Origin of the sequence: Candidatus Mycosynbacter amalyticus (assembly GCF_025273655.1) — a bacterium.
GTDB classification, from domain to species: domain Bacteria; phylum Patescibacteriota; class Saccharimonadia; order Saccharimonadales; family Saccharimonadaceae; genus Mycosynbacter; species Mycosynbacter amalyticus.
In genome coordinates, this window is the sequence record NZ_CP045921.1 from 817,455 (window position 1) to 841,539 (window position 24,085).

Here is a 24,085-nt window from a genome sequence, read left to right on the forward strand (position 1 = left end):
CTAATCGCTTATGCTTATGTTGTATTTAGTGTACCTTATTTCTTCGCCTCGAGCAACGCTTCGACACCTGGCAATTTGTTGCCCGCCATGAGGTCAAGACTGGCACCGCCACCAGTAGAGACGTGCGTGAAGCTTCTGCCGCCGTTACCGTCCCACTTGAGTGCAAAATCGGCCGTATCGCCTCCCCCAACAATCGATGTCATGCCAGGGGTGGTGGCAAGCGTCATAGCCACGCGGGCTGAGCCATGGGCGAACTCCGGTAATTCGGCGAGTCCCATCGTGCCATTCCAGACGACAGTTTTGGCGTGCGCAAGCTCGTGACTAAATCGCTCAATTGTGAGATCGCCGATGTCAGCCGCGATATCGTCCACGCCAATAGCATCGACTTTCGCATTGCGGCGTGAGGCTTCTGGTGATATCTCGCCTGCTACTGCTACATCGACGGGCAACATGATGAAGTCGTCCACTCCCGCCTCGCCTACTTTTGCACGAGCTGCCTCGTAGATCGCATCAAGCGTCTCTTGCTGATCTGTCTCTGCTTTACTTTTACCGATATCGTAGCCTTTGTAGGCAAGAAATGTATTAGCCATGGCACCACCGATAAGGATCTTATCGGCCACGTGTACAAATGCCTCTATCACCTTGATCTTGTCGCTTACTTTTGCCCCGCCCATCACGGCATAGAGTGGTCGCTCGGGGTCTTCCATGGCATGCGAGATAGTGGTGACTTCGCGCTCGAGCAATAATCCGGCCACACTTGGCAGAAAATGCGTAATTGCCTCCGTACTCGCATGTGCGCGATGGACTACGCCAAAACCATCCTGTACGAAGTAGCGTGCGAGTGAGCTTTTAGCGATTTTGCCGGCAAACGTACTGTCATTGGCCTCTTCTTCGGCATGAAACCGCACATTCTCGAGTAGGAGCACGTCGCCAGACTTGGCTGCTTTGACAGCTTGAGTAACTTTGTCGCCGTAACATGCATCGACGAATCGCACCTCGACTCCGAGCAACTCACTTAGCCGCTCTGCCACTGGTGCGAGACTAAACTCCAGCTTAGTATCGCCGTCCGGCCGCCCGAGATGGCTCATCACCACTACCTTGCAACTTTGTTCGCGCAAATATTGCAGCGTCGGAACACTGGCTCGAATGCGCAGATCGTCACTAATCTTGCCGCCCATTAGTGGCACATTATAGTCTGCGCGCACCAGTACGACTTTGTCGTGCACTGGCACGTCACGAATTGTCAGTTTAGCAAAACTCATAGCCCACCCTTTTATGTTTATGCTTGAATTATACTCTATTTATAACACACGCACACGAATTGTGTCGGTTTCACCAGTCACGCCAGGCTGTTTGCCGCTCACTATCACGACCGAGACGGGCTGTTCATCTGTGTCGAAGTAGTTTTCCTCCTGGAGGCGCTTAGCAACTTCGAGTCCAGCTTTGTCGCCATCCGGATGAACATAGCTCTTGTTTGCGTAGCTCAGCGCAAGTAGCTGCGCGGTGCGCTTTTCGCTCGTAACACTGATGATAGGCAAATTTGGGCGGAATGCTGCGATAGAGATAGCTGTGGCGCCAGATTTGGTCTCAGCTACGATCGCATTTACTTTGAGTTGTTCGGCGATCTTGACCGCCGCTGCGCTAATGGCGTCGCGTTTTGCGATAGAATCGATCAAGACACTGTCGAACGTCGCCACGGGCAAGTGCTCCTGCGTATAGAGAATTGTCTTCTTCATGGCTTTGACCGTCTCAACAGGATACGAGCCATTAGCAGTCTCGTCACTGAGCATCACCGTGTCAGCACCGAGAAGTACGGCTGTCGCTACGTCGCTTACTTCGGCGCGGGTCGGCTCCGGATTGTCCACCATACTGGCCATCATCTGAGTAGCAACGATGCTGAGCTTGCCGTAGCGACGGCACAGCTCAATGATCTGGCGCTGCACAACAGGCACTACTTCTGCACCAGCTTCTACCGCCAGATCACCACGAGCCACCATCACACCATCGCTAGCTTGTACGATTGCACGGAGCGTATCAGTTTCAATCGCCGCTTTTGTCTCAATCTTTGAGATAATTTGTGCCGTACTACCAAGACTCACCAGCATCTGGCGGAGATTATTGATGTCTTCGGCCGACTGCACGAAGCTTAGCGCTACATAATCGATGTCGGCTTTCGCCCCGTATTCGATATCAGCAATGTCTTTTGGCGTCAGGATATCACCGCCGAAGTCGGTGTCGGGCAGATTGATACCTTTGCGGCTCATGAGTACGCCGTCATTCTCTACACGGAGTTTGATCGCCGTATCGGATGGAATCTCGACCACGGTCGTACGCACTTTGCCGTCGAAGATATAGATCGGCTCGCCTACTTTCACCTTTTCAGCCAGATTGTACTGAACAGGGAATGTCAGACCGTCGTGCTCGGCCGCGTAGTCGAGGACGATTTCATCGCCTTTTTTGACTTCGGTGTTTTCTTTCAAGCCGCCAAGACGGATCTTTGGTCCCTGAAGATCTTGCAGAATTGCAACAGGTTTACCAGCTTTTTCGCTCGCTTGGCGAATCCATGGAATTTGCTCGTCACGCTCTTCGTGGGAGCCGTGACTAAAGTTGAGACGAAAGCCGTTGACGCCCGCATTCATAAGTTCTTCGATTTTTTCTGGGGTGCTCGTATTTGGCCCGAGCGTAGCCAAGATTTTGGTTCGTTTAAATATCATTACCTAATTATATCACATTTTGGCCTCTGTTAGAAGACCCTTTTCGACAATATCACGGTAGTTCCAGCCACCAAGCGACTCGGTTTTGTACGACCAATATATATGTGTCAACGCCTTGTCGTAGGATGCTAGTTGTACGTGCAGGTGATCTTTCTCGGCAAGATTAAGTGCCCGATCCCCCAGCTTGTCGTAAGATTCCTGCGCGAGCATCATACTCCACTCGCCCACCACTACAGGCTGGATGTGCTGTAATCGCTGAATTGTACGACGACGTTTCGCGATGATTTTATAGTATGATGCGAGATCTGGTATTTTTCGCCAGTTAAGTGCGGAGGAATACCAATGCACATCCATCGCCACCCGCTGATGTGACGCACCTAGCAGTGCACCCGCGAAAAGCCATGGGTGAAATGCGTCCGAAAAGATGACATATATATAATCCGGCAAGATCTTGGCGATACGTCGATATGCACGAAGATAGTAAGCACGTAGCTTCCAATGGGTACGCCAAGACACAAGCGGCTCATTGATAACCTCGAACCCCCAAAGTGCCGAAGAGGTTCTGTAGCGCTGCGCCACCTCGAGACAGATATCTATTGATGTACGGCGGTGGGTAGTGTCATCGAACCAGTCCTTGTTTCCGATTTTTCCACTATGATCCCAGCCATTTTGCGAGCCGGGTAGGGCATGAAAATCTAGCAACACACGCAGTTGATACTTCTCCGCCATACGCATTGCCCAGTCGAGTCGCTCTTTACCGGTCACATAGCCATCACCTTCGCGAAACAACCAATAGCCAAACGGAATACGTACCAGTTCTACTCCGTGTTTGGCCAGCCAAGCGAAGTCCGATTCTTGGATAAACGAGTTGCGGTGACGAAGAATACGATCGGGGCCTTCAGGAGTTTGCGACAAGCCATATTCATCTTCGGCATCGCACCCAGCAAAAACACTAGGTGTCATCCACTTTTCGAGGATGAGCCATCCACCGAGATTAACGCCACGCAGAGCATGTTTTTTTGTCATACCTATAGTATATCCCACCCTTTACTAGAGGTGCTCAAGCTGTTATAATGTCTCGAGTTGAATGTAAAAATTCAAGATATTTTGGCCCTCATATGGATCGCAAGCGACCATATGAGACCGCTCAGTTTGGAAATGAAAATAAGCAAGCTGATTTTCATTCCGCTCACCTTTGCGGCCTCATCGTCTAACGGTTAGGACACCAGGTTTTCATCCTGGCAATCGGAGTTCGATTCTCCGTGAGGTCACCAAGAAAATAGACTCATCCCTCGATGAGTCTATTTTCTTGGCAGAGTCTTGGCAGAGCCTCAACGCGAGAAGCAAACTCCGGCTTTTGCCGGAGTAAAAAGGAGTACAGCGTAGCAGAGAAAGAAAACGGGAGCTTGTTCACGTCCCTTTCTCTCCTAAAAACTCTCCTACCACTCGCAAAAACTTCTCCGGCTCTTCCAGATTCGCGCTATGTGAACTATGTTCAAACAACTCCCAGCGAATATCCGGTATGCGCCTCACTATTTCCTGCATCTGGCGTGGCGTAGCTTCATCATATCTACCAGACACGAGCAGCGTCGGTTGTGAGATTTGCGACAAACGATCAAGCACCGACCAATCTTTGAGGTTACCTGTCGCATGCGCCTCACTTGGGCCCCACATAGTGTGATATACCTGCGCACCCATACCGGCGATTGCATCGAGCACATCTTGGTCTTTGGGTACACGCAGCACGAAATGATCGTCGAACAGATCTGACAATCGAGTGTATTCCTCGCCCTCTGTCTCGCCGCGCCGCTCAAGTTCGCGCATGCGCACACCTTGTCCGTCTGGCAACTCATCTTTCAACCTATCCGCTTCGGCGACCCAGAGATGTGTATCGACAAGGGGTGAATGCGCCACGAGCTTGTGTACATACTGTGGGTATTTGAGCGCATACTCAAATAACAACGAACCACCCCACGAGCCACCAATGAGGTTGACTACTTCGTAACCAAGGTGTTGCCGTAATGCCTCAAGCTCCTCGACAAAAAACTCTACTGTCCACAGCGACGGGTCATCCGGCCGATCTGATTTACCGCAGCCGAGCTGATCGTACAGCACCACCGGATACCCACGCTCCGCCAACGCGATGTGCGTGCGTAGCGCATTGTGTGGAAACCCCGGCCCACCGTGCAACACGATAAGCGGCGTGCCGGGCTGCTCGGCACCGTGCACTTGATACCATGTACTGTGTCCATTTCTCGTCAAATAGTTTTCTTCCGTCGTCATGTCACCAGTATAGCCTGGCGCTGATTTTCGTAAAATAGCTTGACATAACGATATATCGTTAATTATACTAAGAATAGTTAGCGATATATCGTTATCGCAGAAAGGAGCATACAGTATGTTTGCACAAGAATTTGAACACGCACATGCGTTTGGTCGCGGCCGAGGCGGTTTTGGCGGACCAGATTTCGAGGAGATGCGCGAAAACCTACGTGGGTTTCGCGCTGGTCGCGGCATGATAGAGCCCGCCATCCTCGGCGCGCTCACAACCAAGCCTATGCACGGCTACGAAATCATCTCCTATTTGGAGGAGAAATCTCAGGGCGTATGGCGCCCTAGCGCTGGCTCAGTCTACCCCACCCTACAGCTACTCGAAGAAAAAGATTTGGTAACGTACACCGAAGAAAACGGCAAAAAAATTTACCAGCTCTCAACCGACGGTGAAGCAGAAGCCGCAAATAGCCAGAAACAGTTCGAGGCAATTTTCGAACGATTTGCCAGTGCCGACCAAGAAGAAGGACGCCGTATGAATTTCCGTCACGGGTATCAGCGACAGTTTCACCGTCAAGCAGGTGATATCATGAAGACGATGCGTCAGATTTTTCGAAAAGGCAGCGCCCAGCAAAAAGAAGCCATGGATGCAGCTGTCAATGAATTCAAAGTAAGGCTCGAAGCGATCGAGAGAGGAGAAATATAATGGCAACATCTACGCCCGCCATCGAAGTCCATGGGCTCGAAAAGCGTTTCGGCGACAACAAGGCCGTCGACGGTATCGACCTTGTCGTACCAAGTGGCATGATCTATGGAGTCTTGGGGCCAAACGGCGCCGGCAAAACCACCACCATCAACATGCTTGCCACACTCATGCGCCCAGATGGAGGCAGCGCCAAAGTCTTCGGCCACGACGTGGTACACGAAGCACAGGTCGTACGCCAGCTCATCGGCGTCACCGGCCAATATGCGTCGGTTGACGAGAAACTCTCGGCTATTGAAAACCTGGTAATCTTCGGCCGTCTACTCGGTTTGAGCAGCAGCGAGGCCAAAGCGAAAGCGGCTGAGTTACTGGAAGAATTTGGACTCAGTGATGCCGCAAAGCGCCCACTGAAGAACTTTAGTGGCGGCATGCGTCGTCGCCTCGACCTTGCCGCCAGCTTGATCGCCCAACCACCCCTTATCTTTCTCGATGAGCCAACAACTGGTCTCGACCCACGCACGCGCAACCAAATGTGGGATACGATTCGCAAGCTGGTCAAAAGCGGCTCGACAATCCTACTCACTACCCAGTATCTCGAAGAGGCCGACCAACTGGCAGACCGGATAGCCGTGATTGACCACGGACACGTCGTAGCCGAAGGCACACCAAACGAACTCAAGAAATCGATTGGCAACGCCACACTCGTGCTAGGTATCAAGCACAAAAAGTACATGGCAGAAGCAGCCAAGATCGTCGAAAAAACACTGAAAGTTAAAACTCAGCAGCCCGAACAAACAGTCATCACAGCGCCGATGAAAGACGCTGATACAGTTACGGACTTACTAATCAAACTCCGCACAGCTGATATCGAAATCGATGAGCTCAGCGTCCAAAAACCAACCCTCGACGAAGTCTTCTTCGCCATCACCGGCAAACCGGCCGAGAAAAAGGAGAACGAAAATGAGTAGTACTACCGCCACAATCACACCGGGCGAAAAACGAACGCTCAAAAATCACGTCAGCTTAGGCCAAACAGTTAGCCAATCGCTCACCATGGCGCATCGTGGCCTCATAAAGGTTCGTCGCAACCCCGAACAGCTGTTCGATGTAGTATTCCAGCCCATCATCTTTACTGTCATGTTTACTTACCTTTTCGGTGGTGCTATCGCCGGTAGCGTCGCGAGCTATTTGCCTATCATTATCCCTGGTATCCTGGCACAGACCATCATCACCGCCAGTGTAGTAACAGGCACACAGCTACGAGAGGATATGGATAAGGGCGTGTTTGACCGCTTCAAAAGCCTGCCGATTGCTCGTATCGCGCCACTATCTGGTGCACTGATCGCCGACACAGTACGCTACCTCATTGCCACAGTGCTCACATTCACCATGGGCTATCTTATGGGACTGCGTCCAGACGGTGGTTTCGGTAGCGTCGTCGTTGCAAGCCTGCTTGTCATCGCTTTCGCCTGGTGCCTTAGTTGGATCTTCGCGTTTTTCGGTGTCATTGCCCGCTCAGCATCGAGCGTGCAGGGCATTTCCATGCTCATCCTCTTCCCGCTCACCTTCTTATCGAATGCGTTTGTACCGGTCAATACCATGCCAGGCTGGCTGCAGTGGTTTGTAAATATCAATCCAGTTTCGCACCTCATCACCGCGATTCGAGACCTCATCAATCACGGCACAATAGGCGGAGATTTCTGGCTCAGTGTCATTGGTGCACTCGTCATTTTGGCTATCTTCGCACCGCTGACAGTTCGCGCCTATATGCATAAAGCCTAGCGATTGACGCATGCACGGCACTCCCGCATAATAAGAGATAAATATACTACCGCAAACGAGGGACCATATGGGGAATTTTCTGCAAAAACTAGGCGCGCGCGCGTTTGAACTAAAATGGGTGATTGTGCTTGTATGGATCGTCATACTCGGCATACTCGGTGCCACGGCTGCGCATTACTTCAAATCACCGACCAGTGCCATCAAGATTCCTGGCACCGAGGCACAGAAAACATTTGATCGCTACGGGGAGCTCTTCCCAGACGAAGGTAAAGGCTCCGGCCGTATCGTGTTCTATACTGCCGACGGCCAGGTACGAGACCACGCTACAGAGATCAACCAGCTCCTTGCACGGATTGACGATGTCGACAATGTTTCGGCCGTGATTAGCCCCTTTACCAACCCCAAAGGTATCTCGGACGATGGCAAAACCGCCTATGCCATACTTCAGCTCGACGGCACTATCGGTTCAATCGACAAAGCCACAACAGATAAAGTCGAATCACTTGTAGGTGACGCACGCATTCAAGGTGTAGAAATTGACAGAGGTGGAGATTTGGTACGCAAAGTGCCAGACGAAATCCTCGGCGTGGGCGAAATCGCCGGCGTACTGATCGCCCTCATGGTGCTCCTCATCACCCTCGGCTCACTTATAGCTGCCGGTATGCCAATTATCACTGCGCTCGTCGCAGTGGGTGCTAGTGCAGCCGGACTCTTCTCACTCAGTCAAGTCATCGAAGTCAACTCCACCACTCCGGCACTCGCCATCATGCTTGGCTTGGCTGTTGGTATCGATTACTCCCTCTTCATTATCAATCGCTACCGCAGTCTGCTGCTTGAAGGCTATGATTACAAGACGGCCGCAGCCCGTGCGATCGGTACCGCTGGTAGCGCCGTACTTTTCGCCGCTTCTACTGTCGTAATTGCGCTCGCCTCGCTCACTGTCGTGCAAATTCCATTCATGACCACCATGGGACTCACGGCAGCTGCTACCGTAGCAGCTGCCGCTATCATTGCAATCACACTGGTACCAGCCATGCTAGGTATCGCGGGCAAGCATGTATTTCGCGGTAAAACACGCCAAGCAATTGCCGATGCCCAGAAACGCGGTATCAAACACAATGAACATGCGCCACACCGCTCGGGCTGGTGGAAATGGGGCAACACAATCACCAAATACCCGTATGCTATCATCGCTGTCGCCGTACTTATTATCGCTGTCATCGCCTATCCAGTAAAAGACATGCGCCTCGGCCTCCCTACTGACGAATTTGCCGCCCAAGGCTCATCTGAACGTATCGCCTACGATCGACTCACCGATGGCTTCGGTGCCGGATTCAACGGCCCCCTCCTCATCTTGGTAGAGAACATGCCCCAGACTTCACAAGCTGACAAAGATACGGTACGAAATGCCGCAATGGCCGAATTTAATAAACAAGTAGCCGCCCAGACAGAGTCTGCACAAACGGCTATCCAGGCGCAAATGGCGCAGATTACTACTCCAGAGCAAGCCGTTGCCCTGCAGCAGCAAATCGCAGCCCAACAAGCAGCCGGTGAGCAAAAGAAGCAAGAAGCACTAGTCGCTATAGACAGGCAAGTCGAACAATACGCACCGCTCGTGCAGTACAATCAGATCGCCCAACGTATCGCAAAACAAGACAACGTTGACCAAGCGCTACCTGTCACTACAGCAAATAACGGCACCGTAGGTGTGATCCAGGTGGTACCGAAATCCGGCCCAAGTGACGCCGCTACTGGTGATCTCGTCAACAAACTGCGTGAATCTGACACCCAAGACAACGTGCTCGACAACACCACTGCCACACTCGGTGTCACCGGCACTACTGCTATGCAAATTGATATCAACAAGAAACTGTCTGCTGCACTGCCCGTCTACCTAGCTGTTGTCGTCGGTCTGTCGCTTATCTTGCTCGTGATTGCGTTTCGCTCCATCTTAGTACCAATCAAGGCAACTCTCGGGTTCCTTCTCTCGGTGGCGGCGATGTTCGGCGCTCTTGTAGCTGTATTCCAATGGGGGTGGTTTGGTATCGCCGAGGCACCAGGACCTATCGTCACCATGCTGCCTATCATCGGTATTGGTATCTTGTTTGGCCTCGCTATGGACTATGAATTTTTCCTCGTCTCTGGCATGCACGAAGCGCACCAGCACACCGGCGACGCACACAAAGCCGTCCTGCGTGGCTTCTACCAGGGGGCTAAAGTCGTGGTGGCTGCAGCAGCTATCATGGTATCCGTCTTCGCTGGCTTCATCTCCAACCACGACACCACCGTACAGGCACTTGGTTTCGCGCTCACCGTTGGCATCTTTGTCGATGCGTTTCTGGTGCGCATGACTATCGTACCGGCCGTCATGCAGCTCCTTGGTAGTAGCGCCTGGTGGCTACCAAAGTGGCTCGACGGTATCTTGCCGCATATCGCAATCGAGGGCGAGTCAGACAACAAAGCATAAGCATTGCGTAAAAAGCTTGTTTAGTATATAGGTATTGACTTTTTATCCTTTTTGTGGTAATTTGAATATATACGCCGTTGTGTGAGGACATACGGGGGCGATATGTTCGTTAACAAGTCAGATTATTACAGTACATGTATATCTGGCTGTGACTGTGGCGCTCTGGGCATCGCCATACTTGTTTGTTATGTCTAGAGCGCTGCAGTTGCAGCGCCGCTTTGCGTTGAAATTACTTCTTACGTAAAGCGAAGAGATACTCGTTACTATTTACGTTGTAAACTTACGCGCTTTCCCGTCGGGTACAACATCTTACCTACCAATCAGTTGATTTGCCGGTAGCATGTTGTACCCGACCCAGGGGTCACAACCACTTGCACAACACAGTGCAGGTGTAGATCCCCTAGGAAGGGGAAGTTATGTTCACGATCAGTATCGGTGGCATCGCCACCACCAACCGAGAGGAGGTGGCGGCATGATGCTCGCCGTCATCATCGTGGCCACGCTGCTCGCAGCGTGGTTCGCGTGGCACCAGCTATGGTCGAAAGGCCTTGCGTGTGCGATCGTCGTATTCGGTATTGCGCTCGCCTGGCTGCTCGTCTTTCCGCCCAAGCTCGGTCCGCTGCAGACACCATTGTACGGTGTCGGCATCGTACTGATGCTCATTTCCATGGCAACTGTGGTCTACCTCTACTTCAAACGAGGTGGCCATAGCGCGGATCAAAACCGCGTCGCCAAGGTGAACGGCACAGTCGCCGGAGTCATGGTGACCATCATGGTCGTCGGGGTGGCAATGGCAGTCGGTAATGCAACCATGCCGGTCCCCAGCTCCTACAAGGGCGAGGATGTCGTCAAGGCGGCTGTCGTGGGGACGCTCGATTCCGGGCAGACCACGACCGCCCCCAAGGTGACAACCGGTGATGCCAACTGCCGCGCATTCGACGCGCCGAAAGGTAGCAACAATTTCGGGCCAACCCCGAATATTGACCTTTCGGACGTCAACGCGGTATGGCAGCACTACCGAGAGAATGTGGCGAGCGACCCCTGCGTCGCTGCGTCCTGGATCTTGGTACGACGCGACGGGCTGACCGCCAACAAGGAAGAGATCAAGCAACTCGCTACCGCCTACCGGTCTGACCGGCAGCGGTGGCAGCGGGATCTCGACGGGTACTTCGCCGCAACATGCGGAGTATCGTTGGCGGATCTGGGTGACATGCCGTACTACTCGTTCGGCATGATCCCGGGTGCAACTCGTACGGATATCGCCACTCCGACACAGCAATCAGAGCTGCAGAAGATGGGCTACACCTTGTTCTTCGCCAAGTGCGGCAAGGACAAGAATCCGATCGGGTTTTACGAAGTGGGTAACCGGCCGTTGTGCAACGACCAGCCATCCGCAGCAGCCCCGTTCAAGGAGATGTCACCAACCGCTCCCCCGCAGCCGATCCGGCCGCCGGGACAGGGTGGTGGGCCACCTCCATCGACACCGCCGACGACGACGCCTCCCACGACGACGCCGCCGACAACCACACCGCCGACGACGACGCCTCCCACGACGACGCCGCCGACAACCACACCGCCGACGACGACGCCTCCCACGACGACGCCGCCGACAACCACAACATGCCCTCCGGGGCACCCGGACTGCAAGTCGCAGTCCGGTGGCATCGATCCGCCGACAAGTCGGACCCCCGCTTCGCCGCCCCCAAGCAGCGAGCTGGAGACTTCATTGCCTCCAGAGCCGGATCCGATTGACCCCACCGTCACCTCCGACGCACCCGCGCCGGAGACAACAGTTCCGACCGTACCGAGTGCGGGTGGACAAACCGGTGGGCAGACCGCCATCCCCGACCCCGGCGCGTTGCCGGGCGGAGGAGATAGCGGTTCGAGCGAAGGTGCAGCCGGCGATGGAGGCACTGGGTCCGGTAGCGGAACTGGTGGCGATACCGCAGGTTCTGGTGATACTGCCGGCAACCAGCCTGCACACACCAGTGCAGTAGTCACAGGTGAAGCTGAAGACGCTGCGCCTACCAGCATGGCAATCGAGAACAGCGCCTATTCATCTCCGCTCAGCACAGGTCCCGGCCTCTTGGCCGTGATCGTCTTTGTGCTGTTTGGCATGCTGATTGGTGGTGCTCTCGTGCTACGCTTCGTGCGACGTCCGGTGGGCGGTGCATACAAGCCTCAGCATCTGGGGTGATCGACACAACTAAATAGATAGACGGGTATCTCCGGGGAGCTAGCCACAAGTTGGCTCCCCGGGATATTCCCTAGATGTATCGTAATAATCTGACTTGCACGATCCGAACATTAACAAATCGGTATAGCGCTTGTGTTAAAAAAGTTGTATAAAATATTTACTTTTATAATTTTTGTTGTATAATGACAATTAAACTATAACAAATGAGCATGTGGAGTGCTCATAAAGGAGTGTGTAATGAAAAAACTATTCGCTGCGCTGCGAAGCGCACCAAAGCGAGTTGCAACACTGGCTATCGTAGCTGCGGCTATCGCCGTGCCAGCTAGCCTCTACGCATGGGGTCCAGATCGTCCTACATACACTATGCAGGATCCAGCAGATCACGTGACGTTCAACTCGATCACAGACAATGCAAAATACGGTGACGAGCGTAACTTCGTCCAAATCCGTGAAGCCGGTACCGGTACTTACGGTGAGAACATAAATATCCAGCCAGGCAAAGAATACGAGGTATTCGTCTACTACCACAACAATGCGGCGACACGCCTCAACAGTGCAGAAAATGGCTACAAAGGTATCGCGCAAAACGCAAAAATGCGCATTCAGATGCCAGCAAGTGTTGCTGCCGGTCAAAAAGCACGTGTTACCGGCGTACTCAGTGCTGACAACGCTCAGCCACAGCAAGTATGGGACGAAGCCTATGGCACCTCTACTTCAAATGACACAATGTACCTGCGCTACACACAGGGTTCAGCCACTATCCATAACCTCGGTACTACAAACGGCGCAACAATGCCCGACAGCCTGTTCGGCGAAGGTGCACCACTTGGCTACAACAGCCTCGATGGCAAGCTGCCTGGTTGTAACGAGTATGCTGGCTATGTCACATTCCGTTTCAAGGCCGTACAGCCAAACTTCGAAGTTAGCAAGCAAGTATCAAAAGCTGGCGCAAATAGCTACAGCGAAAACGTCACTGTCAATCCTGGCGACAGCGTCAACTACAAAATCCAGTACAAAAACACTGGTACTGTTAAGCAAGACAATGTCGTAATCAACGACGTATTGCCAAAAGGCGTTACCTATGTCCCTGGCACTACCTACTACGCGACCGGCAATAGCAATGGTCAGTGGGTCAAATCAACAAGTGACAACGTGACGAAGGGTGGTATCAATATCGGTACCTTCTCGCCTGGCGCAAATGCCTATGTAGCATTCACTGCTAAGGTAGCATCAAACGATGAACTCGAAAAATGTGGTACCAACGTACTCACTAACAAGGCACAGGCAATCACAGAGAACGGCACCAAAGAAGACACGGCAGACGTGACCACTAACAAAGAGTGTAAGCCACAGCCAGAGTACAAATGTACCGCGCTCGCTGTCAGCACACTGAGCGACACCAAGTTCAAGTTTGAAACTGGCTACAGTGTCAGTGGTGGCACGTTCAAGAGTGTCAGTTACACTGTCCGCAACGAAGCTGGTGCAACCGTAGCAACTGTCGCCGGCACACCAAATGCAGCAGAGTACACTCAGACCACACCAGGTAAGTACACCGTACAGGCAACAGTGACATTCACTGTCAACGGTCAGGACGTAACTGCCACCGGTGACGCATGTAAAAAAGCGTTTGAGGTACCAACCCCACCACAGCCAGGCGAGATCAAAGTCTGTGACCTCAGCACAAAGCAAATTGTCACAATCAAAGAAGATGAATTTGACTCAAGCAAGTACTCGAAAAACCTCGAAGACTGCGCTGAAACGCAAATCATCGTCTGCGACATGACTACCAAAACTATCGTGACGATCAAAGAAAACGAGCTTGACTCAAACAAATACACCAAAGACACAAGCATGTGCCAGGTTACACCTGTCACACCGACAACTCCAGCGACTCCAGCTGAGCTTCCTATGACTGGTAGCACAGACGGACCACTGACTATCGCAGGTCTTGCGACCCTTGCCCTCGTGCTTGGTTACGCAGTCACTGCCCGCCGTACACTCGGCTAATACGAGACTGACCGCTCATCCAAACTGACACGTCAGTTTCTACCAGAACCACCTCTATACGATAGGGGTGGTTTTTGGTAGAATTAAGATATATGAGCAAACAGAAAAAAAAGCGTAACAAGCCGTATACTGGTGCTGGCAGCAACGCCGTCCGACCACAGACAATCCGCGTCGAAGCAGTGCAGCGCAACAAGGCGCAGCTGTGGTGGCACGATCGCAAGCACGTGCTCAAACCCGCACTCATCGCTGCAGCTGTCGTGATCATACTAGGCTATCTGCTCTACGAATTATTTCGTCTTATCTTCGTCGGCGTGTAGCGCAGCAAGTGGCAAGCTAAAGCCAAATATGCTGCCTTTGCCCTCGCGCGACGAAAAGATGATATCACCACCATGCTCCGAGATGACCTTTTTTGCCAAATACAACCCCACACCTGTGCCGTCCGGTCGTTGCCTACGTGCATTGCTCGCTCGATAAAACTTGCTAAACAGCCGTGCCTGCGCACTCTTTGGCACGCCAATACCGCTATCTTCCACCGTAAACACAAGCTTTCCTGCTTTGCGGCCCAGGCGCACATCGATAGTCCCACCTTCGTGCGAATAATAGATAGCGTTGTCGATGAAATTCATCACTACTTGGCGCAGCTTACTCTCATCAATCAGTATTTGTTTTGGCAATCTCCCACTTTTCTCAAAATTAAGTTTCAACTCCCGCGACTCAGCTGTCGAACGAAGCACATTTACCTCATCAGAAATCATAGCTACAATATCGCTGGGGCGCGTATCAAGTGCAAATCGCCCCGTCTGCAGACGTGACATATTCAGGAAATCTTCGATAAGACTTACCATACGCTGGCTGCTGGCAAAAGCTTCATTGAGTAAGTGTTTCTGCTGTGCGTTCACCGGCCCCGCGTCGCCGTCAAGTACGAGGCTGATATAGCCTTTCACGCTCGTAAGTGGCGTACGTAGTTGGTGTGACGCGATGCTCAGAAACTCGTCTTTTACTTCGTCGATCTTATGCAGCTGAGCGTTGCTATGACGCAACTCTTTGGTGGCAGTACTCACTTCTTGACGCAGGCGTTTGTTAAACGCTTTTATTTCGTCGAAGCGCAGACCGTTTTGCACGGCGAGCGCAAGTTCGTCAGCCGTCGTAGCTAGCAGCTGCATATCCTGTTCGCTATACGGTAGACCGTTTTGGCGTTCGCCAAAAAAAAGCACCCCTACCTGCTCGCCCTTTACTAGCAATTGCACGATCACCTGTGCTCCGGAATCTTCTGCCACCTGACGCGTCTCAAACTGTGTGATATCGCTTACCCGTACTGTCCGTGGCAAATCGGCTAGAATATCTTTGACAATCTCCAGCTGCTGACGATATCGCCTGGGTGTATGTCGTCCACGAAGATTGCGAACATAGTGATGTGTACGGCCTTTTGACGACATGATATAGAATGACACATATGCTGGAGCAAGTGCGTCTACCAGCACAGCAAGTGATTTACCGATAACTCGGTTGAGTTCAATTTCGTTGGCCGTCACGGTGCTAAATTGCTGGAGTACATCGTTGAAATTGTAATCGCGGTGATAAAAGAAACGATACGTCACCTTATCGAGTAGTGTCCGCAGTGGCCCAAGACTGAGAGACAGCGCCAAGGCTGAGCCCAGATAAAAAAGCTGCTGTACAACATCCGGCTGTGCGTCTCGAAATACCATACCACCAATGCCAAATATAATTGCACTGTAGAGCACTACCACTACCGCCGCCACCGCTACATACCCCACCGAACGCGCTACTGCAGCTCGTACATCGAAAATTCCCTGTGTAATCAGCACATAAAGTAGGTAGCCTGTAAACGCAAACGTAAATGGAGGACCCATCCATATAGCCTCGTAATTACCGAGAAGTGGCAGTATGATATCGAAGTACGCACCAGCAACCACTACAATCGCAAGTGTGTAGATAATCATGAGCACCTGGTGAGCGTATTTTTTTGCCCGAGTTCGTCGCACATGCCGATAACTCATCATCAAACGCATGAATGCTGCTGCGACAAATCCACCAAAAATCAAGATATATAGAAGATACCAGCTCATGTTCAGCTCAATCGCATTTAATATCCCCGTTACCGACGCCTGCGCTACTACACCCTGCGGTGCCACCGCAACTAACACAGCTAGGCCGGCTATGGCCCAGCTTACGAGACGCTCTATACGACTAACAAACCATGGCACTGGATACTGCAGCGAGAAATTATAGAGGCCAAATGCCATGACAATCGCGGTCGCATAGTATGTCTTAGCACAAAGCTCGGCAAGCTGCGGATCTTTTTGGAGCATAAACAGCAGCATCAGCAGGCTCCAGGCGCCCGCCCCCAGCACCATCACGCCAGACCAGACATTTATCGAACGACGCCGACGCGCCAAAAGTAATACTGCACCTACAGCTAGCGCCATAAGTGCGCAGCAGAGCAGTAATATCACCAGTGGATAAATCGTCACACCGCTACCTCGTAGACCGCGTAAACGCCGTCGTCTGGTCGTAGCACCGTCAACTGCCCCAAGGGAATGCCAGCGTGTGCCACTAGCGTCACCACTTCATGCTCTTCGCGCACAATTACGCCCGGCCACCCCATGCCGCGCTGATGCACATGCAGATGAGGGTGTGACGGCAGCATATTGGTAAAAAAGAGCGATGCACCAGGCTGCAGGTGAGTGTAGATACTCTTCAGTAGCAGTACCGCATTGTCGGGAGAAAGATACTCAAACAGACCCATTGCATCGACGATAGCAGGCCGGAAGCCTTTGATCTGAGCAACCAATTGATCGTTGTGTTGGATAACGTTGAGTTGTGTCGTCTGGAGCGTTTCCGGTGCAATACCATACTCTGTTGACAATGTTGCCGCAGCCGCCAATGCGCCTCCGTCCATATCGAGTAGCCGATATGAAACATCGCCTGGCAAGAGTCGTGCCGCATCAAATGTCGCCTGCCCAACACCACACGCAATACTCATCCAGTGCACTTCGGTTGCATCCCGGTACTTCCCCGTCACACGCCAGGCCATCGCATAAGCACGCGAGCGTACTCCTATGCCATCGTGAGCATGGCGAAAAAACGAGCGCGCTAACGGATCGAGTCGTTTGCCGTTTTTAAGTCGCTTACGATCTGGATCGTACGCATGATACGTCACAAATCCGCCCGGCATATAGTCGTACAGTGTATGAAACGACGGAGATGCGTAGACAAATGTGCGTGCGATATTGATACGACTGTCAAACTGCGTACGTGGCCGCCTCGACAAGTAGCGATTGAGTATATTACCCGAAGTGCGAATCACTGCTCGCTCAAGACCATAACGCGAACGCGAAAAGCGGTCACGCACGGTCAGCGAAATACGCGCGTAGCCTTCGGGCATGTCCTGCTTCCGGCTTCGCACCACGCTAAAATAGTCATACTCCTGAGCTCGCTGCTGTGTCATGTGCTACCCATCTCGCTTATTCTTTGCTATAGTATACCCTAGCTATGACCAAAATTGCCATAATCGAAGACGATTCAGCCATCCATCAAATGTACCGCATGAAGTTTGAAAGCGAAGGCTTCGACGTTCAGCTGGCTGCCGACGGCCGTACAGGTGTGGCACTCGTCAAAACGTTTCGGCCGGATCTTATACTGCTTGACTTGCAGATGCCAGAGGTCGACGGTCTTACAGCACTGCGCCAAATCCGCGGAGAGGAATGGGGGAAACATATTCCTGTCATCATCCTGACGAACCTAGGTGCAGAAGAGTCGCCAAAAGAGCTGCAATCGCTTGGCATTAGTGGTTATATCGTCAAAGCCGACCTCACTCCACGCCAAGTCGTTGCCCGCGTCAAAGAAGTACTTGGCAGTTAATTTTGACGGCTCTCGGCCACACGGCGCGCGGCTAGCAACACATTGTCAAACAGTGCCGCCACCGTTAGCGGACCTACACCACCACGCTCTGGTGTGATCGTGAGATCTTGTCGCTCTCGCACATCATGCGCTACATCTCCTCGTATTACTCCACCTTCGCTGGCAGTACCTGCATCTACCACTACGGCATTTTGTGCAATCATGTCAGCCGTAATCACACCCGGTTGACCAGTTGCAGTGATAATTACTTTAGCCTTGCGCAGTTCCTCGGGGAGAACGTCAGCCGAGGTTTCGTCGTAGCTCATTACATCTACGCCAGAGTTGCGGAGCATCTTCTCGAGTGGCGCACCCACAAGTCGCCCACGACCCACAATTGCTACGTGTTCCAGGTTGATATTGTAGCCGGCTAGAAGCCACAAAATCGCAGTTGGGGTAGCTGGATCAAACTGCGCGTGGCTAGATAAGCCATCGACGTCTTTGTCTGCCATAACCGCCTCTATTGCCCCCTCTGTCAGGTCTGCCGGCGTAACCGGCAATTGCACAATGACACCGTGCACACTATCATCCTCATTCAGTGATTCAATCCTGGCTATGAGGGAGTCTGGCGTTTCGCTATAGACAGCCACCTCGACGCCGATATCATCACCATATGCTTGCTTGAGGCGAACATATGTTGAGATTACGTCACTCTGGGTATTGCAGCGTACAATAGCAAGTGTTGGATGTATGTGGTGCGCTTGCTTAAGATTGCGCACTTGCTTTGCTTGGCGCTCTTTGATGAAATCGACAAGCTCCGAACCAGAAAGTAGTTTCATATACGTATATTGTATCAAATCTGGCGACAGTGCTATAGTGAAGATATACTTAAGAGAAAGGTGATGCGATGGATTACGAGACAACCTATCAAACAACTACAACTAGTATGTCAGGCGGAGAGGTAGCCGCGCTTACGGGTATGACGCTGTTTTTTGGCATGCTTATCCTGATAGCCTATGTACTCACCGTCGTCGCTATGTGGCGCCTGTTTACAAAAGCCGGTGAAGCGGGCTGGAAAGCGCTGATACCCGTCTACAACAACTGGGTATTCCTCCGGATGGGAGACCAAGCTGGTTGGTGGTCAATCGTCAGTCTCGTACCATTTGTAGGCATTGTCGGCTACATCTTTACTGTGATCGCAGCATACAATGTCGGCCTCAAATTACAAAAAGAAGGCTGGTGGGTAATACTCTATATCATCGTCCCTATCATCTGGCTCTACATACTAGCATTCGACAAATCTATCTGGAAATCGACTACAGCCGGTACTATTGACTCACCGGTTTCTAGCGACAGCAATGTGGCCAAACCAGCATACGCACCACCAGAGTCAGCTGCCGATACAGATTCACCAGAAGTACCCGCTACAAAGCCGCCCGTCCAGCTCTAGACGCTTGCTTTTATAGGTGTTTTGATGTACTATACGTGGAGCAAATGCGACACGTACGGGCCAGTAGCTCAGCTGGTTAGAGCACCTGCCTCTTAAGCAGGGTGTCGAGGGTTCAAGCCCCTCCTGGCCCTCCACGAAAGATCCACCTCATCGCAGGTGGATTTTTCGTGGAAACTACCTGTGCCTACTTACACGAGTCTGCTACAATAGCCATAAACGTCATGAGGGATGCACAACAGAGTAATGCTGGTTTTACGGTGGTCGAGATGCTTGTCACAGTGGTGCTAGCTGGTATTTTTATCGCATTCTTTGTGCAGATGTTTCGTGCAACCTCCGCCCAGCAGTCAGCACTCATACGTCAGGCCACGGCCAACGATATCGCACGCTCCAACCTGAGCAAATTCCCCACTGTTGCCTCCATCGCGGGATACACCTGCGACACCAACTCTAGCACAAGCGCCAACACTAATAACCTGACTATAAATCCAAATGCCGCTGGCACCGCTATCCTGTCTGACAGTCAAAAAGAAACCGACCCGGGCACTATCGGTACACTTGTCCAAACAGTGCGGGCACTTTCGCCACGAGGTTGTAGTGGTAGCTACCTACCTGTCAAAATCGTATCGACAGTCGAATATGGGTTCACCGGCCAGCGTGACACAGTGGAGTATGCCACCTATGTCTTCTAGGCCCCGACAGCGACATGGCTTCACTGTACCCGAACTACTTGTTGCTATCACTATCTCGGGAATCATTCTCGTTGGGCTTATATCGCTATTCGTTGGGCTGGCCAACAACAGTGCTGCGGTTATCAAGACATCCGACCAAATTCGTAACAACAACACCGTCATCAGCTCCATCGAAAGTGACATGCGTCTTACCAAATCCTTTCGTGCTACAGCTTCGCTCGCCGACGGCGACTCAACAGCTTCGCCTATACAGCCTAGCGGTTGGGTATTCCGCGGTATCGACAGCAACAGCCGCATACTTATCCTACAAACCTACGCCACCACCACCAATAGCAAGGCAGACGAACGACAGATCGTCTATAGAGACGATGGACTCGGTGGGTGCCCAGTCGGGCTCAATCCGGTCTACAACAATATTATCTATTTCCTAAAGGATGACACACTCTACCGACGTACACTCGTAGAAGCCACGCCTCCCCCTTCTACTCAGTACTGCGGCAGCACCCCAACAGACTCTGTTGCCACTATTTCGCAGAAGCAAACCTGTACCGACGGACAAGCAAGTGGCATGCCCAGCAATTGCCGAGAAAAAGACGTTGCTCTCGCAAAAGGCATAACTCAATTTTCTATCCAGTATTATCAAAACCCCAGTGACAGTACTACACTTAACTCTGTATACAGCATGACAGACACAGATGCCAACACCGCGCTCAGCGGCACTAGTTCACTTCGTATCGATGTCACAACCAAGGGAGAACCGACAGCAAATATTGCAGACATTGCGTCGTATCGTCGCCTCTCGAAAGGAGCACTCCGTGTATTCTAATACCCGCCAACAGGGCTTCATACTGCCAGCGCTGATCGTACTCTCACTGTTACTCATGTCGATGGGGCTAGTTGCTCTTCAGTACGTTGCGTCTTCTACCAACTCAGTCCAATCAGCATTTTATAACAATATGTCTAAAGAGGTGGCCCACGCAGGCGCATCCCTCGCATACAGCTGCCTCCGTAGCAACGGTGGCGCCGCCCAGTGGACAGGTAGCAAAAAAGCCCTAACCGTAGGAAGCGACTGCGCGGGTATTACCTACGCCGGCGGAATAGACTGTGCAGCAGGCAGAGATGCCAGCATAGCTCCCGATACCAGCACCCTATCACAGGGACCAAATGGTAGCTGGAAATCCCGGTTCATCGTATGCGAGCCGACAGTGGGCACTGGAGGTATTAGCTATATCGCAAAAGGCATTGTCGAATTCTACTATGCCGGAAGTAGTACTCCCACGCGGAGCTTCACAAGCCTCACAAAAGTCAATATTCCGTATGATCTCAGCGCCTCAACAGTCCGCAAAGCTGTCGGCAAGGCAGTCACCCAGATGGAATCTGGCGGCAACTCCAACTGCGCCATTGCCAATCAACAGTTGTATTGCTGGGGCGTCAATAACGTAGGTCAGATGGCACAGGGTGGCTCTGACACCGCAAGCCGCTCCTCACCCACACTTATCACCACTGGTGCCTTGAGCGGTAAACGGGTCACCTACACATCGATGGGCTACACAAATGGTTGCGCCATTGCCGACGGTCGCAGTTATTGTTGGGCAATCAACCAACGCGGCCAACTTGGCAATGGCACAGCACCAGGCTTTCTATCGGATTTCGATATCGTCGCACTACTTGCTGCGACGCGCTACCAGCCGACTCAGGTCACTGGCCCACTCGCAAACGTTAATACTACCAAAATATCTGCCAGCTGGGCCCTAGATAACAATGCCGATCGCTCCCATAGTTGCGCACTTGCAAACGGTGCAGTATATTGCTGGGGAAGTAACTACTATGGACAGCTCGGACAGCCGAAGTACGAAGGCGCCGTAGATGTACTCTGTGCGGCAAGTGGATGGGTAGCTGGCTACATTTTATTCGTGCCGTCTTCGTGGCTCTGCCCCAAGCCAGAATATACGGGCATGAGCATTGGTGACAATCACGACTACTATTCACCATCTCCAATTCTAGGCTTCGGCTCTCGCCCCCAAGAAAGCCAGGGGCTTTTCTATGGCAAACGCGTTACAGACTTCGACACTGGTGTATTTGGTGATTGTGCAATTGCCAATGGCTCAGTATATTGCTGGGGAGAGAATACACTACAGGTTCGAGGGTCGGCAGATCCCCTCGGGGGACTCACGACACAATCGACCAATGCGCTCAAGCAGGGTGATTTATCTGGCCGTTACGCTACATCCGTCGCTGCCGCCTCTACATCGGCATGTGCGGTAGCCGATGGCCGTATGAACTGCTGGGGACGTTTGCGTGGTGATGGCGTCGATAATGTAGTCGGTAATAGCACGCCTAAGGCCGTCACTGGGCTACCGGATGGAGATAAAGTTATCGACAAAGTCAAAAGCTCTACCGAGCTCTCTGGACCAATCTGCGGCTTCGGATCTGGTGACTCTTACTGTTGGGGACTGAATCAGCCCGGTACTGCAAGTCCCCTGCATGTCAGGCCAACCATGCTTAATACCAATGAATCAATTACAGATGGGGGCACCGGTGGTGGCGCAGCTGGTCTCTTTGGCATAGGTGGCACCCCCGGCAACAGTTGCTATGTCGCAAATGCAACCGTTTACTGTATCGGCAATAACGAATATGGTCAGCTAGGAAACGGCACTACGGGCGGATCATCTGGTAGCTCATTTGTGAAAGCCAATACCATAGGTCTCACCGACGGCAAAGCCGCCACCGACATCTCGTCTGGCACTGACTACAGCTGCGCAATAATCGATGGTCAGCCTTACTGTTGGGGCAACGGTAGTAGCGGCAAGCTTGGTAACGGCGACAGTCTCAATCGCACCCACCCATATGGTGTCAATGGCCTGCCCGACTCGACGTCGTCGACACAGGTTACCGCCGGCAACGCTCATTCATGCTCAATCACAGGCGGTCACGCCTACTGCTGGGGTAGCAATGCGTCTGGGCAAGTCGGAAGTGGTGCTAATAATCCACAACTATCTGCTCGTCTCGTGACGGGTAGTGGTTTTGAAAGTATGGCAGTCACCGACATCTCAGCCGGGCGAGATCACACTTGTGCTGTCGCAAATAGCAAGGCCTATTGCTGGGGACTTAACACTTATGGCCAACTTGGCAATAACACGACTACTGCAACAGGTACGCCTACAGCTGTCCGAGCCAACAGTGGCGATGCACTATATGGCAAACAGGTGACCAAAATCGTTGCCGGTGATCGATTCACCTGCGCGATCGCCGACGGCCAGCCTTACTGCTGGGGGGAGCGCGCTAGCGGTAAAATTGGCAATGGTGGTAGCACTAGTGGCAATACACTACTCCCCGCGGCTGTATCAAATATGACAGGCGCTTCCACCGATCTTGAAGCTGGACCAGATTATGCGTGCGCTATCGAAAGCGGCATACCGAAGTGTTGGGGCGAAAATCAGTACTACCAACTCGGTATTAATAGCACCGTTGATCAGACGACTCCCACTACCAACACCACATTACAAGGTAGCTCTAGTAGTCCAAAAAACACCACTTCCATGGCTCTTGGAACCTCTAGCGCCTGTGCAATTACCAATGGTACCACCTACTGCTGGGGCAGTCGTGCCAACGGGCGCATCGGTAACGGAGGCACCACTACTGGTAACACTGCCACTCCTACGGCAATCACGGAAGTCAACTCTACGACAGACCTAGGACCCCAAAATACTCCGTATAAACTGTCGGCTGGCAGCTTCGGCTCTTGTGCGATAGCCAACGCCCGCATCTATTGCTGGGGTGACGGCAGTCAAGGCCAGATGGGTACCGACACCACACCTTCAGCCACACTCGCACCAGGTATCACTGCCGACTATACACGAGATGTCACTATTATCTCTTGGGCAAATACTATCTTCTACTAACGACGCGTATTGGCCGCATTAACTCGTATGGTCTCGTGGACGAAT

Annotated in this window: 20 protein-coding genes and 2 tRNA genes; 14 read left to right on the top strand and 8 right to left on the bottom strand. The window is 52.3% G+C overall.

Features of this window, described 5'->3' with window-relative positions:
* Nucleotides 1–35 precede the first annotated feature (35 nt).
* From GII36_RS04505 to GII36_RS04515, 3 genes are read right to left on the bottom strand one after another with little or no spacing between them, the layout of a single operon-like run.
* Nucleotides 36–1,262: a phosphoglycerate kinase gene (locus GII36_RS04505; protein ID WP_260762914.1), complete on the bottom strand. Its 1,227-nt coding sequence runs from the start codon at nucleotides 1,260–1,262 to the stop codon at nucleotides 36–38.
* Nucleotides 1,263–1,301: 39 nt separating this feature from the next.
* Entirely contained in the window at nucleotides 1,302–2,714 is a 1,413-nt protein-coding gene (gene pyk / locus GII36_RS04510; protein WP_260762916.1) for a pyruvate kinase, read from the bottom strand.
* A gap of 12 nt (nucleotides 2,715–2,726) precedes the next feature.
* Nucleotides 2,727–3,740, bottom strand: a complete 1,014-nt coding sequence (locus tag GII36_RS04515; protein WP_260762917.1) for a glycoside hydrolase family 5 protein — start codon at nucleotides 3,738–3,740, stop codon at nucleotides 2,727–2,729.
* Nucleotides 3,741–3,913: 173 nt separating this feature from the next.
* On the opposite strand from GII36_RS04515, the gene GII36_RS04520 reads away from it, so the two are divergent.
* A tRNA-Glu gene (locus tag GII36_RS04520) sits at nucleotides 3,914–3,988 on the top strand.
* A 136-nt stretch (nucleotides 3,989–4,124) separates the two neighbouring features.
* Here GII36_RS04520 and GII36_RS04525 read toward each other — a convergent pair.
* On the bottom strand, nucleotides 4,125–4,997 hold the full coding sequence (locus GII36_RS04525) for a proline iminopeptidase-family hydrolase (protein WP_260762920.1): 873 nt from the start codon (nucleotides 4,995–4,997) through the stop codon (nucleotides 4,125–4,127).
* A 115-nt stretch (nucleotides 4,998–5,112) separates the two neighbouring features.
* Here GII36_RS04525 and GII36_RS04530 point away from each other — a divergent pair, with 115 nt between their 5' ends.
* The 4 genes from GII36_RS04530 (at nucleotide 5,113) to GII36_RS04545 (ending at nucleotide 9,937) form a co-directional block, all read left to right on the top strand.
* Nucleotides 5,113–5,691: a PadR family transcriptional regulator gene (locus GII36_RS04530; protein ID WP_260762922.1), complete on the top strand. Its 579-nt coding sequence runs from the start codon at nucleotides 5,113–5,115 to the stop codon at nucleotides 5,689–5,691.
* Complete coding sequence (locus GII36_RS04535) at nucleotides 5,691–6,656, top strand: ATP-binding cassette domain-containing protein (protein ID WP_260762924.1); 966 nt, start codon at nucleotides 5,691–5,693, stop codon at nucleotides 6,654–6,656. Before GII36_RS04530 ends, GII36_RS04535 begins: the two co-directional genes overlap by 1 nt.
* Entirely contained in the window at nucleotides 6,649–7,470 is an 822-nt protein-coding gene (locus GII36_RS04540; protein WP_260762927.1) for an ABC transporter permease, read from the top strand. The genes GII36_RS04535 and GII36_RS04540 overlap by 8 nt, the downstream gene beginning before the upstream one ends.
* Before the next feature lie 67 nt (nucleotides 7,471–7,537).
* Nucleotides 7,538–9,937 carry an MMPL family transporter gene (locus GII36_RS04545; RefSeq protein WP_260762929.1) on the top strand — a complete coding sequence of 800 codons (2,400 nt, stop codon included), beginning with the start codon at nucleotides 7,538–7,540 and terminating at the stop codon, nucleotides 9,935–9,937.
* 532 nt (nucleotides 9,938–10,469) lie between these two features.
* Here GII36_RS04545 and GII36_RS04550 read toward each other — a convergent pair.
* Nucleotides 10,470–10,646, bottom strand: a complete 177-nt coding sequence (locus GII36_RS04550) for a hypothetical protein (protein ID WP_260762931.1) — start codon at nucleotides 10,644–10,646, stop codon at nucleotides 10,470–10,472.
* 501 nt (nucleotides 10,647–11,147) lie between these two features.
* Between GII36_RS04550 and GII36_RS04555 the strand changes: the two genes are divergently transcribed.
* The 3 genes from GII36_RS04555 to GII36_RS04565 all read left to right on the top strand — a co-directional run bounded on the left by GII36_RS04555 (nucleotide 11,148) and on the right by GII36_RS04565 (nucleotide 14,458).
* On the top strand, nucleotides 11,148–12,134 hold the full coding sequence (locus GII36_RS04555) for a hypothetical protein (RefSeq protein ID WP_260762933.1): 987 nt from the start codon (nucleotides 11,148–11,150) through the stop codon (nucleotides 12,132–12,134).
* Nucleotides 12,135–12,371: 237 nt separating this feature from the next.
* Nucleotides 12,372–14,141: a DUF11 domain-containing protein gene (locus tag GII36_RS04560; RefSeq protein ID WP_260762935.1), complete on the top strand. Its 1,770-nt coding sequence runs from the start codon at nucleotides 12,372–12,374 to the stop codon at nucleotides 14,139–14,141.
* A 92-nt stretch (nucleotides 14,142–14,233) separates the two neighbouring features.
* Nucleotides 14,234–14,458, top strand: coding sequence for a hypothetical protein (locus GII36_RS04565; RefSeq protein ID WP_260762936.1), 225 nt, complete (start codon nucleotides 14,234–14,236; stop codon nucleotides 14,456–14,458).
* On the opposite strand, the gene GII36_RS04570 is transcribed toward GII36_RS04565, so the two are convergent.
* Together GII36_RS04570 and GII36_RS04575 are read right to left on the bottom strand one after the other, a co-directional pair.
* On the bottom strand, nucleotides 14,429–16,633 hold the full coding sequence (locus tag GII36_RS04570; protein ID WP_260762938.1) for a sensor histidine kinase: 2,205 nt from the start codon (nucleotides 16,631–16,633) through the stop codon (nucleotides 14,429–14,431). The two genes, GII36_RS04565 and GII36_RS04570, sit on opposite strands and share 30 nt — an antisense overlap.
* On the bottom strand, nucleotides 16,630–17,610 hold the full coding sequence (locus GII36_RS04575) for a hypothetical protein (RefSeq protein ID WP_260762940.1): 981 nt from the start codon (nucleotides 17,608–17,610) through the stop codon (nucleotides 16,630–16,632). Before GII36_RS04575 ends, GII36_RS04570 begins: the two co-directional genes overlap by 4 nt.
* 44 nt (nucleotides 17,611–17,654) lie before the next feature.
* Between GII36_RS04575 and GII36_RS04580 the strand changes: the two genes are divergently transcribed.
* A complete protein-coding gene (locus GII36_RS04580) occupies nucleotides 17,655–18,023 on the top strand; it encodes a response regulator transcription factor (RefSeq protein WP_260762941.1) in 369 nt (122 codons plus the stop codon).
* Here GII36_RS04580 and GII36_RS04585 read toward each other — a convergent pair.
* Nucleotides 18,020–18,838: a bifunctional 5,10-methylenetetrahydrofolate dehydrogenase/5,10-methenyltetrahydrofolate cyclohydrolase gene (locus tag GII36_RS04585; protein ID WP_260762944.1), complete on the bottom strand. Its 819-nt coding sequence runs from the start codon at nucleotides 18,836–18,838 to the stop codon at nucleotides 18,020–18,022. The genes GII36_RS04580 and GII36_RS04585 overlap by 4 nt on opposite strands.
* A 107-nt stretch (nucleotides 18,839–18,945) precedes the next feature.
* Here GII36_RS04585 and GII36_RS04590 point away from each other — a divergent pair, with 107 nt between their 5' ends.
* The 5 genes from GII36_RS04590 to GII36_RS04610 all read left to right on the top strand — a co-directional run bounded on the left by GII36_RS04590 (nucleotide 18,946) and on the right by GII36_RS04610 (nucleotide 24,040).
* Nucleotides 18,946–19,449 carry a DUF5684 domain-containing protein gene (locus GII36_RS04590; RefSeq protein ID WP_260762946.1) on the top strand — a complete coding sequence of 168 codons (504 nt, stop codon included), beginning with the start codon at nucleotides 18,946–18,948 and terminating at the stop codon, nucleotides 19,447–19,449.
* Between the two features lie 57 nt (nucleotides 19,450–19,506).
* Nucleotides 19,507–19,583: transfer RNA gene (locus GII36_RS04595), tRNA-Lys, on the top strand.
* Nucleotides 19,584–19,670: 87 nt separating this feature from the next.
* Nucleotides 19,671–20,138, top strand: a complete 468-nt coding sequence (locus GII36_RS04600; RefSeq protein WP_260762948.1) for a pilus assembly FimT family protein — start codon at nucleotides 19,671–19,673, stop codon at nucleotides 20,136–20,138.
* On the top strand, nucleotides 20,128–20,964 hold the full coding sequence (locus GII36_RS04605; RefSeq protein WP_260762950.1) for a PulJ/GspJ family protein: 837 nt from the start codon (nucleotides 20,128–20,130) through the stop codon (nucleotides 20,962–20,964). Before GII36_RS04600 ends, GII36_RS04605 begins: the two co-directional genes overlap by 11 nt.
* A 130-nt stretch (nucleotides 20,965–21,094) precedes the next feature.
* Complete coding sequence (locus GII36_RS04610; RefSeq protein ID WP_260762952.1) at nucleotides 21,095–24,040, top strand: RCC1 domain-containing protein; 2,946 nt, start codon at nucleotides 21,095–21,097, stop codon at nucleotides 24,038–24,040.
* Nucleotides 24,041–24,085 lie beyond the last annotated feature (45 nt).